Below are 14788 nucleotides of genomic sequence, written 5' to 3'. Positions count from 1 at the left end.
CGGTCAGCCAACGTGACAGCGCCGTTCAGGACATTTATGCAACAACTACAGCAACTTTGATCAGCCTGCGCGCGCGGGCGGCCCCCGCCGGCCTCAGCGACCCCGACGGCAGATGGGAGCGCGAGGCGTCCGACGCCGGAACCCGGGTCGCCCGTGGCGAGGGCGTCCGGCGCCGCGCCGCCGACGGCGAGGAGCACGAGGACGATGCCGTGCACCGCGTTGCGGTCCAGCGCCGTGCCGGCTTCGAGTTCGAGTCGCAGTGGAGTGTGCGCGATCACGGCGACCTGACCGAGGAGACGGCCGTGTTACTGGTCGACCCCTACAACGACTTCCTGTCCGAAGGGGGCAGCATCTGGCCGCGCCTGGAGTCCGTGGCGAAGGAGGTGGGTCTGCTGCACCACCTGCGCTGCGTGGTCGCCGCCGCCCGCGGGGCCGGTGTGCGCGTGGTGTTCGTTCCGCACCGCCGCTGGGAGCCGGGCGACTACGAGACGTGGGATCACCCCAACCCCACCCAGCGCGCCGTCATGGAACGGCACAGCTTCGCCCGAGGCACCTGGGGCGGGGAGTTCCACGCCGACTTCCGGCCCCGGCCCGGCGACGTCGTAGCGCAGGAGCATTGGGGGCAGAGCGGGTTCGCCAACACCGACCTCGACCTCCGGCTCAAGCAGCACGGCATCAGCCACGTCGTCGTCGCAGGCCTGCTGGCGAACACCTGCATCGAGTCCACCGGACGTTTCGCCATGGAACTCGGCTACCACGTGACGCTGGTGCGTGACGCCACCGCGGCGTTCCTCCCCGAGATGATGCACGCCGCGCACGAACTGAACGGTCCCACCTACGCCCACGCCATCACCACCACCGACGAGATCACGGCTGCCTTCGGGGGAGCGCGCGCGTGACATCGACCGGAGGGCTGGTGATCGGAGGGGCCGGCGCGCTCGCCGGCGCAGGACCGTGAGGGCCGGCGCGCCCTGCGGGCCGCAACCGCGCTCACGGAACGGGTCGGCCGAAGCCGCCGAACGCCGCCTGCACCAGGTCGGTCCCGGCGTCCACGCGCTCGTCCCGGCCTCCGTCGGCGCCGGCTCCCGGACGACTGGCCGCACCCCTCCGCTGCGGCCCCGGCACCCGCCGGGGCCGCAACCGTACCCGCACGGCCGACACCACTCCGCCCGGCCTCGGGGAAGGGATCCTCCCGTGGTCGTCCCCGTCTCCGCCGCGCTGCTCCCGATCGTCGTCGTGGCCGTTCTGCTGCGCCGGCGCACCGTGGGTGCCGTTCCTGCCCCCGTCCGCGCTGCGTTCGGGTCCTGCCTCGCCCCCACCGGCCCGGCCCCCGCCGTCGCGCGCGTCCCGGCCGCCGCTGTCGGCCCCGCTTCCGTGCACTGACGGGAACTCCATGGCCGCCGCACCGCACCCCGCCCCCGCCCCGCCGGCCTCCGCAGCGCCCGGGGCCGACGGCGCGGTGCTGAGCCTGGAGGCCCGGCTGGCCGCGGTGGAGGCGGCCATGACCGTCCGGCTGGACGAAGCCGCCGTTGCCCACGAAGTGCGCACCGCGCACATCGACACCGCCCCGGTCGACCTGGCCGACGTCATCACCGTCCCCCTCACCGCGGCCCCGCAGGCAGCACCCCGGACCTACGCCACTCCGGTCGCCGCGCTCCTTGAGCGCGCCCGGCACCGGATGGAAACCGGCGGATGGTGCGCGGGCGTCGCGGCCGACGAGAACGGCGCGGTCTGCCTCATCGGAGCCATCCGCGCGGAGGCCGGCGGCAACCGCGCACTGGAAGCCGACGCCGCGCGCACCGTCCTGAACGCGATCCGGCGCCGCTTCGGCACCCACATCGACTCCGTACCCGCGTTCAACGACAGCTTCGGCAGCGGCCACACCCCGGTACGGATGCTGGGCGAGGCCGCCTCGATGGCCGACGCGCAGGGACTGTGACGACGAACCGCCGCCGGACAGCAGGTGCCGTCGCCCCCGTGAACATGCGAGTCCCGGAAAAGGGGGACCTGACGGGCCCGGGTCCTGTGGACCGGAGCAAGGACGGCTCGAAGACCCACTTGATCACCGAGCGGACCGGTCGTCCCCGTCCGTCGGCACCTCCGGTGGGAACGTGCACGCCAGCCGGGCGCTGGTCCCACTGGCGGAGGACATGCCGTCGGTCGGCTTCCGGCGGGGCCGACGCAGGCGTCGGCCGGAAAGCTCCACGGCGGCGAAGGCCGCGAAGACGACCACCTGCGGCGATGGCTCCGCGGCCGTGGCATCACGCCCCGCATCCCGCGCAGGAACACGGACTCCGGTCGACGCCTCGGTCGGCCCGGTGCCGTGTTCGTTCCGGCTCGAGCAACCTCCGCGAGCGCCGAGCAGTCCTACCGGATGCCGAGGTCGGGACGGCGTTCTTGCCGACGTGCCGGCGCATGGGCGGAGAACGGTTGTCCGAGCGCTCGGATGAGGACGGGAATGACGGATCTGAGGACCAAGGTGACCTGGGTTGACGTACGTCGGGATCTGCCGCGGAGCGGTGTACCGGTGGCGGCGGCGATCACGGGCCGGTATCCAGTCGGCAGTGCTGGGTGCGGCACAGCGTTGGGGGAGGCATTCTGGCTGGTGAGCCGATGTACTTCACCATTTCTGCACTTCAGTGAGGACGGGACGGAACACAGGGACTGCTTCGCCGACTCCGACGGGTTCGTCCGCTTGCCCTACGGTCCCGCCGGCGACGACACCGTGACTCACTGGGCTGAGCCGCCCACCCTGCCGGGCAGGACGACGCATCTCGTTCTCGGGGAAGACGTGCAGCCGGCTCTCCGGAACGCGTGGAGCGCTCGCCCTGCCCCCTGATCCACGGGCAGACCGGGGAGGTTCGCGTCGTCGGGCTGGTGCGGGACCGCCTCATGCAGGCGGCCCCGGACGCGGCCCGGGACCGGATCACAAACCGGTGGTGGGCCGTCGACCTCGACCCGTTCATCAGTGAGGCCTCGCTCACGCGAGGCCCGCGACGGGAGCCCTCTCGCCGTCGGGGCCGACCACCCCTGTTGCCATCGGCAACGCCGTGGGCTGGGACGGACAGCCCGGCGGCGTTGGCCGATGGACGGTCAGTGAACGGGCAGCCCGAACCCGAGGGCGGTCAGAGCCTCCTCGACGGCCTGCTGGTCCTGCCCGGAGCTGCCGCCGGAAATCCCGAGACCACCGACGCACCGGCCGTCCTCGATGATCGGGTAGCCGCCGCCGACCGCCGTCATACGCGGGTGACCGGCCAGTGGCGCCACGCGCGGGTTGGCGAGGTAGTCGTTCCACGCGTGGGTTGGGATGTGGAAGGCAGCCGCGGTCCACGCCTTGTCGAGAGCGACCTCGGTGGTGAGGAAGGGCGCGTCGTCGGCACGGGCGGTTCGTGGTGTTCGCGGTGAGTGGGAGCCGCCTCACCGCAGTGGCGGGGCGGGGGTGGGAACCACGCGGGTGATGACGGACTCCTCGGGGACCAGCAGGTCATGGACCGCCGGACCGGTCCCGTTCCTCCAGCGGCCGTGGTCGCGGACCGCCGCGTGCAGGGACTCGCTTCGGGCCTCGTCCTCGAACCGGCGGATCCACACGTAGTCGTCCTCCTCCTCGACGAGGACGAGGGATGCGGTCACGTCCATGCCCAGCGAGGCCTGGAACGGCATGACCACCTCCTGCAGGGAGCGGACCCACTCCGCACGGCGTCCGGGCCGGACCTGGTGGCGACGGATCTCGTGGAGCACGACGTCACTCCGAGGGGGTTGCCCGGGCGGTCAGTCGGTGACGGTCAGGACGAGCTTGCCGCGGGTACGGCCGGCCTCGCCGCGGGCGTGGGCCGTGCCGGCCTGCTCCAACGGAAAGATCTCCTCCACCTCCACCACGACCTCGCCGGCGTCGATCAGTCCGGCGATCGCCGTCAGCGCCGCACCGTCCGGCTCGACCAGGAACGGGGTGACCCGCGCCCCGGCCGCCTCGGCGGCCCGCGCCAGCTCCGGGGAAACCCCGGCCGGGACGGCGACCAGCAGTCCGCCGGGACGCAGCACCTTCAGTGAGCGGGTGCTCGTCAGGTCATGGGCATCGCCCACCAGGTCGATGACGACGTCGACGTCGGCGGTGGCATCCTCGAAGCGGGTGGTGGTGTAGTCGACGGTTTCGTCCGCGCCGAGCTCTTTGAGCCAGGGGTGGCGGGCGGCACTGGCGGTGGCGATCACGTGGGCGCCCAGGTGCCGGGCGAACTGGACGGCGAAGTGGCCCACTCCGCCGGCGGCGGCGGTGACCAGGACACGCTGGCCGACCTGCACGTGGGCGGTGTCGGTCAGGGCCTGCCAGGCGGTCAGCGCCGCCAGTGGCACGGCGGCGGCGTGCGCGTGGTCGACGGTGGCCGGCTTGCGGGCGAACTGCCGGGCCGGTGCGGTCACGTACTCGGAGTAGGCGTTCGCGGCGCGCGGGAACCACGGCATTCCGAAGACCTCGTCACCGACCTTCAGCGTGGTCACGCCGAAGCCGGTCTCCTCCACCACACCGGACACGTCCCAGCCGAGGGTGAACGGCGGCTCGCCGAGCACGCCGGCCATACCGGTGCCGCCACGGGTCTTCCAGTCGACCGGGTTGATGCCGGCGGCGTGCACCCGGACCAACACCTCGGTGGGCAGCGGCGCCGGTCGCGGCACCTGCCGGACCCGCAGCACCTCCGGACCGCCGAAACCGTCCTGCACCACCGCACGCATCGTGTCTGCGGACATACGTCATCTCCTGAAACAGCGCCTTGCGGAAGGCCCTTGGGGTCCTCCCTTGACCTCGGCGACGCTATTCGCAGGCATATGGTTACCTTCAAGGTTTCCTGCTTCCCATCGGGAAGCATCAAGGTCAGGAGAGTGACCATGACGGCCACCTGCCCCAGCGGCCAGCACTCGCACCACGACGTCTACGCCGCCCAGTGCCCCTGCCGCGCCCTGCTCGACCTGCTCACCAACAAGTGGTCCGCCCTCGCCATCGGCGCCCTGGAGGACGGACCCCAGCGGTTCGGAGCGCTCCAGCGCAGGCTCCAGGGCGTCAGCCCCAAGGTGCTCACCCAGACCCTGCGCCGCCTGGAGAACTTCGGCATCCTCGACCGCACGGTCTACCCCGCCGTCCCGCTGCACGTCGAGTACTCCCTCACCCCCCTCGGCCAGAGCGCCGCGGTCCCGCTCAACGCGCTGCGCTCATGGGTCGAGGAGAACGCCGACCACGCCTTCCCGCCCCAGCCGGCCACGCAGTGACGGAAGGCCGGATGCACACCGGCCGAGATCTGTGGAACGGTGTCGACACCGAAGCCGGTCACCGCCCCGAGCGGCGTCGGGGCCTTCGGCGTAGCGCTCCAGGGCCTTGCGGAACGGGTCCTCCTTGTTGCCGAAGGCCGCGTACGCGCTGGCCCGGGTGATGCCCGTGGCGTCGGTCAGGGCCGCGGGGCGTCGAGCGGCAGATCCCGGTGGAAGACGGCCATGCCCCGGCCCGGCCCGTTGTAGTCGTCGACGACCTCCGTGTCGAAGCCGAGGCTGCGGTGGAAGGCGATCGAGCCGGTGTTCCCGATCGACGTGATCGCCTTCAACCGCCGTGCACCGTGACGTTCCGCTGCTTCGGCGAACGCCGTGTACAGACGGCGCCCGAGACCGGTGCCACGGGCGTCCTCCCGGGTGGCGACCAGATGCGCGTACCCGGTGCCGTCCGGGGTGACGAACCCGAAGACGTACCCACGGATCCCGTCCTCGGCTCGGGCGACCAGGCAGGTGGAAGCGAACTCCTGTACCAGTGCCAGAAGGTGCAGCGGCCGAAGGTCCCGTTCGCCCCAGTAACGGGGGTGATCGGCCAGGACCTGGTGGAAGTCGGCCACGCCGGCCGGTGCGATGTGCATTTCCATGGTACCGATCCTGGCAGGCACCCCGGCCGTTACGGGTGACGGTCCGCGCGGGGCGGGCAAGCCGTGACGCAAGCCGGGGCCCGCGCGGCCTGGTCCCGTCCCGCTCCGCCGGCGCCCCCGCACACTTCTCCCCGGTGGTGGGACCCACGGGGTTTCCCGTATGCGGCGGGGACCACGCCGGGAGGAAAACCCGTGGTCCGGCTCCGGTGTCTAGCTGTATCGACCCGCGGGGTTGTTCACACGGCTGATCGGTGGGTGGCCGCCGAGTGCGGTGTGGCAGCGGTGGCGGTTGTAGTGGTGCAGGAAGTCCGCCAGGGCTGCGGGTCGTTCGTCGTTGCCGGTGTAGGGCCGGAGGTAGGCCCCTTCGTCGAGCAGGGTGCGGTGGAAGCGGGCGCGTTCCCGCCGCCTTGCCGGCCGACGGCCGTCCCCGGCCCGGTTGTTCCAGGCCCTTGACGGAGCGGTGCTCGGCGCAGGGCACGACCCGACGCTGGGCGGTGCCGCGGGAACGGAGCTTGTCCGTGACGACGAATCGGGGCACCGGGGGCGTCCTCTTCACCGGTCCGCGCAGGAAACGTCCGGCCACGGCCTGGTCCCGGCGGCTCCGCGCCAGGATGTCGAGCACGTCGCCGTCCCGGCCTGGCCGACGGCCCGCCACGGACGTCCCGGCTCTTCGCCGGCTTTGCGGAAGACCCTGTTCAGGTGCCGTTCGTCCCCGGCGGGGAGACGGTGGCGGCACAGTCCGCCGGCACAGGCCCGCGCGACTTCTGACACCGCCGCCGTACCCGTCCCCTACGAGGGGGTCGCACCGCGCCGGAGCATCGGCTCCTCCGCCTCGCGGGGGCCGAGCGGGAACCGCAGGCACAGCCGCACGCGCTGCGGGGCCACCCCGGCCGGGCACCGGTGCCCCCTGCGCGACGGCGACGCGCTCCCCACGGACGCTCCCTCCCGGCCTGGTCACCCCGAGGACCATCCCACCGGTGAGCGGTGTCTGGATCATTGAGGGTTCGGACGGTCTCCCGGGCATTGGGCGTGCGCCTGGTCGTCCCGGGTGACCTGCGTCAGTCGAAGAGGGCGACGAGTCCGTTCACCCAGACGGCGAGGAACGCAAGGACCACCACCAGGCATCCGGTCCCTGCCAGGAAGTCGGCGAACGAGTTCCCTCCGCTGCCTTCCTCCCCGCCGACTGGCGCCGAGCCCCAGTCGACGGGGTGTCCCACGGCCTCGGAGCAGGCTGCTCGTACCGCTGCCAGTTGCTCACGGGCAAAGGCGGTTCGGGCAAGCGACTCAGGACCGTGCCAGGCAAGTGCCCGCATGCGCTGTGGAGCGGTGCGGTACCTCGCCTCGAAGGCGGAGGTCTCAGCCTCGTCCCGGTCCCGTTCGAGGTACATCCAACGGCCCGCTTCCGCGGGCTCCCCGTACAAGCGGTAGATCCCGGCCAGGCGGCGACGGAGCATCAGATCGTCCGGAAAGGACGACACCAGCCCGCGCAGGCGCTGGCGCGCGACGGGGACCCGGCCGGCGGCCAGGTCTGCATCGACTCGGGCAAGGGTCTCTCGCAACGGCATGAGGGCATGATCGGTTACCGCGGTGACCACCGTCGAGCTGGTTTCCCCGCCCGGTACTCGCTCCTCCCCTGGTGCGGTCGCCCCACTCCGCCGGGACGGGAGGGCCCGCAGTCACGGGACGGCCCCCGGTGTCGTCAAGTGGGGTGCACGCCACGTCATGGCCGGACGGTTCGTCGCCATGGACTGACCGGCGCCGAGAGAACCCGGCGTTGTGCATTGGTATGCGAAATTGTGCATACTATTCCCATGTCCAAGGTCCTCACTTCCCTTCCGGCCGGCGAACGCGTCGGCATCGCCTTCTCCGGCGGCCTCGACACGTCGGTCGCCGTCGCCTGGATGCGCGACAAGGGTGCCGTCCCGTGCACCTACACCGCCGACATCGGCCAGTACGACGAGCCCGACATCGCCTCGGTACCCGGCCGTGCGACGAACTACGGTGCCGAGATCGCGCGCTTGGTCGACTGCCGGGCGGCCCTGGTGGAGGAGGGGCTGGCCGCGCTCGCCTGCGGCGCGTTCCACATCCGCTCGGGCGGGCGCGCCTACTTCAACACCACGCCCCTCGGCCGCGCCGTGACCGGGACCCTGCTGGTCCGGGCGATGCTGGAGGACGACGTACAGATCTGGGGCGACGGCTCCACCTTCAAGGGCAACGACATCGAGCGGTTCTACCGCTACGGCCTGCTCGCCAACCCGCACCTGCGGATCTACAAGCCCTGGCTGGACTCCGACTTCGTGACCGAGCTGGGCGGCCGCAAGGAGATGTCCGAGTGGCTGCTCGCGCACGGGCTGCCCTACCGCGACAGTACGGAGAAGGCTTACTCGACCGACGCCAACATCTGGGGCGCCACCCACGAGGCCAAGACCCTGGAGCACCTGGACACCGGCATCGAGACGGTCGAACCGATCATGGGTGTGCGGTTCTGGGACCCGTCGGTGGAGATCGCCGCCGAAGACGTGACGGTCGGTTTCGACCAGGGACGCCCCGTGACGATCAACGGCAAGGAGTTCGCCTCCCCGGTCGAGCTGGTCACGGAGGCCAACGCCATCGGCGGCCGGCACGGGCTCGGCATGTCGGACCAGATCGAGAACCGGATCATCGAGGCCAAGAGCCGCGGCATCTACGAGGCGCCCGGCATGGCGCTGCTGCACGCCGCGTACGAGCGCCTGGTCAACGCGATCCACAACGAGGACACCCTCGCCCAGTACCACAGCGAGGGCCGCAAGCTGGGCCGCCTCATGTACGAGGGCCGCTGGCTGGATCCGCAGGCGCTGATGATCCGCGAGTCGCTGCAGCGCTGGGTCGGCGCCGCGGTCACCGGTGAGGTGACGCTGCGGCTGCGGCGCGGCGAGGACTACTCGATCCTCGACACCACGGGCCCGGCGTTCAGCTACCACCCGGACAAGCTCTCCATGGAGCGGACCGAGGACTCCGCGTTCGGCCCGTCCGACCGGATCGGGCAGCTCACCATGCGCAACCTGGACATCGCCGACTCCCGGGCCCGGCTGGAGCAGTACGCGGGCCTCGGCATGGTCGGCACCGAGCACCCCGCGCTGATCGGCGCGGCCCAGGCCGCCTCCACTGGTCTGATCGGCGCGATGCCCCAGGGCGGCGCCGAGGCGATCGCTTCCCGGGGCGAGGTCTCGGAGGAGGACGAGGCCCTGGACCGCGCCGCCATGGAATCCGGCACGGACTGATCACACCTCCTTGGGCAGCGGGCCCCGGCGGTCCCCGACCGGCGGGGCCCGTCCTCGTGCGCTTCCCCTGAGGGCCGGGCACATGGACATGGACGGGCATTCGGGAGCGGAGCCGGCCGTGCGGCCGTGCTCCGACGGGAGAGCCCGACCCGGATGGGTGAACTGCTCACCCGCCGGTGGGACGGGGCCGTTCACGGTGGGCTGGTTGGCGGCGCGGGTGGTCCGGTCCCAGCTGGCAAAGCGAACAGTCGTCCCGGCTCGGTGATGGGGTGTGGTCATCAGGCGGCGCCGGGGCGGATGCGGGGTGAGACGCCGCTGGGCGCGGACAGGAACCGCTGCGTCCCACCCACCGGGCGGAAGCCCCCTTCGCGGGGGCCTTCTTCTTCGGCGCCGGGGCGGGCTTGCGGGTCTTCTTGACGGGGGTGATCCTGTGGAAGCTCATGACGGTTCCCTCTCTGAATAAGTAATTGCTTTGATTTGCTTGGGCGTATTCTTTGTCAGCCCTTGTGGATGACCGGGCGGCGCTTCGGGGCGGCCTTCCTGGCGACCGCTGCGGCGGGCTTGCAGGCCTTCTCGGCCAGGGCGACCTTGTGGAAGCTCATGCCTGTCTCCTTCTGTCGGTGATCCGTCAGCGATCCGTCGATGACAGCGATCCGCTTCCCGTTCGCGCTCTTCGCTTTCGCGTCGTTCGCTTTCGGTATGGAAAACACTACGGGACACCGGAGCCGGAAAAAGCCGGTTTTGCTGAGGCCTCGATGAATCGCGTCTAATACTCCAGCTGTAGATCGTGATCTTGCTGGTCGGGCCGGGTCCGGGCATGGGTACGGCCACCAGTGATCATCGGTGTGTGAAGACAGAAGAACAGCTGGTGGCCGCGGGCCACAGCATAGATCCTGCCCGCTGGCACCTCACGTTCGAGGTCCTGATGGACCGGATCGCCTCCCGGTTCCGGAGAGTCGAACCACGGCGTCATGCCCGGGGGTTCGTGCTCGGGCTGATGGCCGGGCTCCCGCGGAAGAACTGCTGGACGCTGGCCGAGCACGTCGGCCAGCCGAGCCCGGACCGGCTCCAGCACCTGCTGGCCAGGGCGAAGTGGGAGGCGGACGCGGTCCGTGACGACCTGCGCGATTTCGTCGTCGGCCACCTCGGCGGCGATGACGTGGTCCTGGTGGTCGACGAGACCGGCGACCTGAAGAAGGGCAGCCACACCGTCGGTGTCCAGCGCCAGTACACCGGCACCGCCGGCAGGATCGAAAACGGCCAGGTCGCCGTCTATCTCGCCTACTCCACCCCGCACGGCCACGCCGCGGTCGACCGGGAGCTCTGCGTTCCCCGTTCCTGGACCGACGACCCGGACCGCTGCCGGGCCGCCGGCATTGCCGAGGACCACCGGTTCGCGGCCAAGCCGCAGCTCGCCCTGCGAATGATCAACCGGGCCAAGGCGGCCGGAATCAGCCCGGGCTGGGTGACCGCCGACGAGATATACGGCGGCAACCCCGCACTCCGGCACAGCCTCGAACAATGCGGCCAGGCATACGTTCTCGCCGTCGCCTGTGACCATCAGATCAGCACCCGGGCCGGGAAGATCCGAGCTGACCGGCTCGCACAGAAGATCCCGAAGCGGGCCTGGCAGAAGCTGTCGGCCGGAGCCGGCGCCAAGGGCCACCGCCACTACGACTGGGCCCTGGCCGTGATCGCCGACGACCGGCCCGGCCACCGGCACCTCCTCATCCGGCGCAACCGCCGCACCGGCGAACTCGCCTACTACCGCTGCTACTCGACAGGCAAGGCCCCCCTGTCCACCCTTGTCCGCGTCGCCGGACGCCGCTGGACCATCGAGGAGACGTTCCAGTCCTCCAAGACCCTCGCCGGCCTCGATGAACACCAGGTCAGACGCTGGACCTCCTGGCACCGCTGGGTCACCCTCGCGATGCTCGCCCACGCCTTCCTCACCGTCGCCACTGCCGCCGAACCCGCCACCGGCCAGAATCCGGACGACCTGATCCCCCTCACCCGCAACGAAATCCAACACCTGTTCACGACCCTGACCGCCAAACCCCACACGGCCGAGCACCGGCTCCGCTGGTCCCTCTGGCGACGACGCCACCAAGCCACAGCCCGGACCTGCCATTACGAACGGCAGGCCACCCGAGCGACATGAAGATCGAGATCTACGGCTGGAGTACTAGGCCCACCGTCAAGCATCACCTGGGACCAAACCGTCAGACATCAGCTGGGACCCGACAATGCCCCGGATGGTGCACAGCCGCTTCACGCCGTGGCGGCGCTGGTGGTCGGCGACGAACTGGAAGCGGTTCACCAGCGCGTCTGGCCGGCGAAATACTTCGCGGCCTTGCGCAGGATCTCGCGTTCTTCCTCCAGGTCGCGGACCTTCTGGCGCAGCGCGGTGTTCTCCGCTTCCAGCGGCGTGGGCGGCTCGGCGGGTGTCTCCGCCCGGCGCCCCCGCGGCCGGCTCGCACCGGCCGCCCGAACCCAGTTCCGCAGGGTTTCCGGGTTGATACCCAGATCGGCAGCGACCTGCCGGATCGTCGCCTCCGGTCGCGACTGGTACAGCGCGACCGCGCCCGCCTTGAACTGCGGCGGACAGTGCTTCATGACCAGGAGATGTCCGTTCTCAGATCCTCAGGATCCAGTGTCTCGTGTGTCCAAGATCAGGGGTCAAGGCCCCTGCGGCGAGTCGCCCCGCTGCCCAGCCGTGACCACGACGGACAGGGGCTTTTGCCCCTGCCCGACCGCGAGGTGGATTTTGCTGCTCAGACCGCCCCGGGAGCGTCCGAGGCCGTGGTCGGCCGGCTCGACGAAGATCCCGCCGGGCGGCTCCTTGTGGAGATCCCCTTTTTTTCGCCGTCCCGGCGGCGTGCCGGTGGGCCCGGCAGACGGTGGAGTCGACGTTCACGTCCCAGGTGATCAGGCCCTGCGCATCGGCTCCGGCCTGGAGCTGAGTGAGGATCCCGGCCCAGGCTCCGTCCCGCTGCCAGCGCCGGAACAGGTCATGGACCCGGTCCCGCGGGCCATAGCGTTCGGGCACGTCACGCCACGGGCCGCCGGTCCGGGCCCGCCACCGTATGCCGTCCATCAACTGCCGCCGCGTCCACACCTGCGGCCGGCCCGGCCTGATGCCCCGCGGCAGTAACGGCTCCAGCCGGGCCCACTGGCCGTTCGCCGGATCCCCACGTCCCACAGGAGGTGATCATCGACGAACAAGATCCACTTTCGCAACAGACCCTAGCCAAGCCGGGCGCGCTGGCCGACTCCGAAGCCTTGGATCAGGCCCGCCGCGAGGGCCCCTTCGCCTCGGTCCACGAGGCGTTCTGGTCCGCGGCCAAGCAGGGCCTGGGCGAGATCGAAGGGACCGAGGTCCTGGTCCACATCCTGCTGTTGCACCGGCACCTGCAGCACCGTGACGTGGTCGCCGGGATACGAGCCGCCCCCGTGATCCATGTCCGCACCGCGGACATGGTCGCGTTGGAAGCCCGCAAGGCCGCCGAGTCCGAGGGCTGCTCGCCGACCATCACCGCACCGCTGCCCGAGCCGGTCGCACTGCCCGATCTGCAGCTGTCCAGCCTGACCGAACGTCGAGCCACACGTCTTCCGCGACCTGCGCCGCTCCGAGGCGGAGATCGCCCCCGTCACGGACGTACACTCCTCCGCCGAACACGGCCGACGCCAAGGAGCGGAAGCCGCCAAAGTCGATCGCCGCGAACTCCGCGTCCCCGGTGAACCGCACCTCGTCCAACGACGCCTCCTCCACCCGCGCCCGCCCGCTCCCCGGATCCCTGAGCGGTGCGAGGAGTTCGTCGAGCAGGCTCTGGTTGAAGTGTGTGCCCCGATGGCCGGGGCCGGGGGTCAGCGTGGCCAGATGGGCGGTCCGCTCGGCGCTGTTCGGATGCGCCAGGCAGGCCCTGTACGAGCCCACCCTGCGCCCCCGGCAGCGTCGTCCCCCGGTCCGGCGCCGGCGACGTCGTCGCACACACCCCTCGCGCTACCGGGCTCCTGGTCCGATGGGCGGCGGTCGAGCACCACATCGTCGCCTTCCGTGCCTCAGAGGGCTACGCCCTATGGCGCACACTGGCTGGACCGCACTTCGCCGCTGCACCACAGGTTGAGCACCTGCACTCCATCCCCGCGTCGTGACGATGTCCCGCGACAGACGGTCGATGCCTGGACGTGGGCACCGCACCGGCTTACCGCCCCCGGACCGGGCCAGGTGCCCACGGACACATCGGCAAGAGGTCAGTCGGGCCGCTGGGCGCGGCGGCGGCGCTGGACGAGCAGCACGCCGGCTCCCATCGCTACCGCCGCAGCAGCCACGCCGACGGCCGGCAGCGCCGAGGAGCCGGTGTCCGCGAGGTTGCCGCCGCTCGCCGTCCCGCCGGTGACCGTGGAGGACGATCCGCCGTCCATGCCGCTGGTCGAGCCGCTTGTCGAGCCGTTCGAGCCGCCCACCGGTCCGCCCGTGCCGCTGGTCGAGCCGCCCACCGATCCGTCGGAGCCACCTGACCCGTCCGAGCCGCCTGCCGAGCCGGAGGAACCACCGCCCGCGACGTCCAGGGTGATGTCGGCATGGTCGTTGGCCTTGTAGGGATCGAACGGCCGGGCTTCGGTGCTCAGGGCTATGGACCCCTTGGCGCCGGGCTCCCGCTTGTCGATGCGCAAGTCGAAGGTGTAGGTCTCCCCGCTGCCCTCGTAGAGCGACCGCATGCCGCAGACGTACGTTCCATCCTCGGCCCGGCAGAAGGTGCCGCGCTTGACGACCGACGTTCCGGTGGGAGGAGTGATCACCACGTGGACGGCCTTGTCTCCTTCCCTGGGCCACACCCAGGCGGGTCCGGCGTTGGTGAACTTCACCTTCATCGTGACCGTGTCCCCGACGCTCCCCCTGAGTGTGGCACCCGTCACCTGGTAGTCGGCCGTGTTCACGGTGGTGACGGGCACGTCGACGATGCGCGCCGACCCCACCTCCCCGCCCTCCGCCGCAACGAGCTTCACGGGCGACGCGGTTCCCGCCACCGGGTCACTGCCGTTCTCATCAGCCCCCGGATCAGTACTCTCGACACGCAGGCGCAGTTCGTCGTTGAGCGCGCGGTCCAGAGCCGTGACGCGCAGGGGCCTGTCGGTCGTGTAGACGGCGCCGGGTTCCACCGCCTGGTCGAACGCGCACACCGCAGTCCACCGCTCGGGCATCTCGTCGTAGGGCCGCACGTGCTGCACCTGGCAGTTGGAGGGCACCTGGGCGAAGTCGAGCCCTCGGCTGACGGAGTAGGCGACCCACACCTTCCCGGCCGTCACCGTGCCCTTGTTCGCCACGGTGGCCGGAACGTCGATGCTCTCTCCCGGCCTCAGCCCGCTGACCGGCGCGATGCCCCCGACGACCAGGTCGGGGAAGTTCTCTTCGCCGTGGGCCGCAGGTGCGGTGGCCAGTGCAATAAGACCTGCTGCGCCGAGGGCGGCGACAGAGGACCAGAAAGCGCGACGGGCTGGTGAGGGTGCCTGCACGGAAGGAATCCTTTGCTGGGGCGCGAGTGAACGGACGGTGTCACGGACGGTGTCTCCGAGGGAACAGTTCCCGCCCGCTAGACTCCTGCCGTTCGCGAACGGTTGCCCATCCGGCGCAGG

At 71.0% G+C, this 14788-nt stretch carries 14 protein-coding genes and 4 pseudogenes; 8 read left to right on the top strand and 10 right to left on the bottom strand.

The window, feature by feature from the left end:
- Positions 1 to 56: 56 nt before the first annotated feature.
- The 4 genes from QQY24_RS01375 (at position 57) to QQY24_RS01360 (ending at position 2839) form a co-directional block, all read left to right on the top strand.
- Positions 57 to 899, top strand: coding sequence for an isochorismatase family cysteine hydrolase (locus tag QQY24_RS01375; RefSeq protein WP_367657969.1), 843 nt, complete (start codon positions 57 to 59; stop codon positions 897 to 899).
- Positions 900 to 1194: 295 nt separating this feature from the next.
- On the top strand, positions 1195 to 1383 hold the full coding sequence (locus tag QQY24_RS01370; RefSeq protein WP_301970797.1) for a hypothetical protein: 189 nt from the start codon (positions 1195 to 1197) through the stop codon (positions 1381 to 1383).
- A gap of 10 nt (positions 1384 to 1393) precedes the next feature.
- Complete coding sequence (locus tag QQY24_RS01365) at positions 1394 to 1939, top strand: hypothetical protein (RefSeq protein ID WP_301970796.1); 546 nt, start codon at positions 1394 to 1396, stop codon at positions 1937 to 1939.
- Positions 1940 to 2374: 435 nt separating this feature from the next.
- On the top strand, positions 2375 to 2839 hold the full coding sequence (locus tag QQY24_RS01360) for an AQJ64_40280 family protein (RefSeq protein WP_367658036.1): 465 nt from the start codon (positions 2375 to 2377) through the stop codon (positions 2837 to 2839).
- Between the two features lie 254 nt (positions 2840 to 3093).
- On the opposite strand, the pseudogene QQY24_RS01355 reads toward QQY24_RS01360, so the two are convergent.
- The 3 genes and pseudogenes from QQY24_RS01355 to QQY24_RS01345 all read right to left on the bottom strand — a co-directional run.
- Positions 3094 to 3372, bottom strand: a pseudogene (locus QQY24_RS01355) (heme-binding protein); the annotation flags it as partial.
- Positions 3373 to 3417: 45 nt separating this feature from the next.
- Entirely contained in the window at positions 3418 to 3738 is a 321-nt protein-coding gene (locus QQY24_RS01350) for an NIPSNAP family containing protein (protein WP_301970794.1), read from the bottom strand.
- A gap of 30 nt (positions 3739 to 3768) precedes the next feature.
- Entirely contained in the window at positions 3769 to 4737 is a 969-nt protein-coding gene (locus tag QQY24_RS01345) for an NADP-dependent oxidoreductase (RefSeq protein ID WP_301970793.1), read from the bottom strand.
- A 138-nt stretch (positions 4738 to 4875) separates the two neighbouring features.
- Between QQY24_RS01345 and QQY24_RS01340 the strand changes: the two genes are divergently transcribed.
- Positions 4876 to 5253, top strand: coding sequence for a helix-turn-helix domain-containing protein (locus QQY24_RS01340; protein ID WP_301970792.1), 378 nt, complete (start codon positions 4876 to 4878; stop codon positions 5251 to 5253).
- Positions 5254 to 5331: 78 nt separating this feature from the next.
- Here QQY24_RS01340 and QQY24_RS34655 read toward each other — a convergent pair.
- From QQY24_RS34655 to QQY24_RS01325, 4 genes and pseudogenes are all read right to left on the bottom strand, one after another.
- A pseudogene (locus QQY24_RS34655) lies at positions 5332 to 5433 on the bottom strand (TetR/AcrR family transcriptional regulator); the annotation flags it as partial.
- The gene (locus QQY24_RS01335) at positions 5430 to 5891 is read right to left on the bottom strand and encodes a GNAT family N-acetyltransferase (RefSeq protein ID WP_301970791.1); all 462 of its coding nucleotides are present in this window, start codon (positions 5889 to 5891) and stop codon (positions 5430 to 5432) included. The gene QQY24_RS01335 and the pseudogene QQY24_RS34655, both read right to left, overlap by 4 nt.
- 210 nt (positions 5892 to 6101) lie before the next feature.
- Positions 6102 to 6287: pseudogene (locus QQY24_RS01330) on the bottom strand (integrase core domain-containing protein); the annotation flags it as partial.
- Between the two features lie 662 nt (positions 6288 to 6949).
- Positions 6950 to 7456, bottom strand: a complete 507-nt coding sequence (locus QQY24_RS01325; protein ID WP_301970790.1) for a DUF6584 family protein — start codon at positions 7454 to 7456, stop codon at positions 6950 to 6952.
- A 246-nt stretch (positions 7457 to 7702) separates the two neighbouring features.
- Between QQY24_RS01325 and argG the strand changes: the two genes are divergently transcribed.
- Entirely contained in the window at positions 7703 to 9151 is a 1449-nt protein-coding gene (argG, locus tag QQY24_RS01320) for an argininosuccinate synthase (RefSeq protein ID WP_301970789.1), read from the top strand.
- A gap of 925 nt (positions 9152 to 10076) precedes the next feature.
- The gene (locus QQY24_RS01315) at positions 10077 to 11312 is read left to right on the top strand and encodes an IS701 family transposase (protein ID WP_301976100.1); all 1236 of its coding nucleotides are present in this window, start codon (positions 10077 to 10079) and stop codon (positions 11310 to 11312) included.
- A gap of 129 nt (positions 11313 to 11441) precedes the next feature.
- On the opposite strand, the pseudogene QQY24_RS01310 reads toward QQY24_RS01315, so the two are convergent.
- Together QQY24_RS01310 and QQY24_RS01305 are read right to left on the bottom strand one after the other, a co-directional pair.
- Positions 11442 to 11767: pseudogene (locus QQY24_RS01310) on the bottom strand (transposase); the annotation flags it as partial.
- A 19-nt stretch (positions 11768 to 11786) separates the two neighbouring features.
- Positions 11787 to 12269 (bottom strand): transposase, encoded by a 483-nt coding sequence (locus tag QQY24_RS01305; RefSeq protein ID WP_301970788.1) that lies wholly within the window; start codon positions 12267 to 12269, stop codon positions 11787 to 11789.
- An 89-nt stretch (positions 12270 to 12358) separates the two neighbouring features.
- On the opposite strand from QQY24_RS01305, the gene QQY24_RS01300 reads away from it, so the two are divergent.
- Positions 12359 to 12892 (top strand): hypothetical protein, encoded by a 534-nt coding sequence (locus QQY24_RS01300; RefSeq protein ID WP_301970787.1) that lies wholly within the window; start codon positions 12359 to 12361, stop codon positions 12890 to 12892.
- A 513-nt stretch (positions 12893 to 13405) separates the two neighbouring features.
- Here the strand turns inward: QQY24_RS01300 and QQY24_RS01295 are convergent.
- On the bottom strand, positions 13406 to 14668 hold the full coding sequence (locus tag QQY24_RS01295) for a hypothetical protein (protein ID WP_301970786.1): 1263 nt from the start codon (positions 14666 to 14668) through the stop codon (positions 13406 to 13408).
- Positions 14669 to 14788 lie beyond the last annotated feature (120 nt).

This window comes from Streptomyces sp. TG1A-8 (assembly GCF_030499535.1).
Taxonomy (GTDB): domain Bacteria; phylum Actinomycetota; class Actinomycetes; order Streptomycetales; family Streptomycetaceae; genus Streptomyces.
Note: the sequence above shows the minus strand (reverse complement) of the source record. Positions and strands in the feature narration are given on the sequence as shown.

What these genes read in the sequence shown, in the direction of transcription:
- QQY24_RS01325 (WP_301970790.1), bottom strand. Translation starts at nt 7,456, where the DNA reads ATGCCGTTGCGAGAGACCCTTGCCCGAGTCGATGCAGACCTGGCCGCC.
- QQY24_RS01340 (WP_301970792.1), top strand. Translation starts at nt 4,876, where the DNA reads ATGACGGCCACCTGCCCCAGCGGCCAGCACTCGCACCACGACGTCTAC.
- QQY24_RS01345 (WP_301970793.1), bottom strand. Translation starts at nt 4,737, where the DNA reads ATGTCCGCAGACACGATGCGTGCGGTGGTGCAGGACGGTTTCGGCGGT.
- argG (WP_301970789.1), top strand. Translation starts at nt 7,703, where the DNA reads ATGTCCAAGGTCCTCACTTCCCTTCCGGCCGGCGAACGCGTCGGCATC.
- QQY24_RS01365 (WP_301970796.1), top strand. Translation starts at nt 1,394, where the DNA reads ATGGCCGCCGCACCGCACCCCGCCCCCGCCCCGCCGGCCTCCGCAGCG.
- QQY24_RS01360 (WP_367658036.1), top strand. Translation starts at nt 2,375, where the DNA reads ATGCCGAGGTCGGGACGGCGTTCTTGCCGACGTGCCGGCGCATGGGCG.
- QQY24_RS01335 (WP_301970791.1), bottom strand. Translation starts at nt 5,891, where the DNA reads ATGGAAATGCACATCGCACCGGCCGGCGTGGCCGACTTCCACCAGGTC.
- QQY24_RS01315 (WP_301976100.1), top strand. Translation starts at nt 10,077, where the DNA reads ATGGACCGGATCGCCTCCCGGTTCCGGAGAGTCGAACCACGGCGTCAT.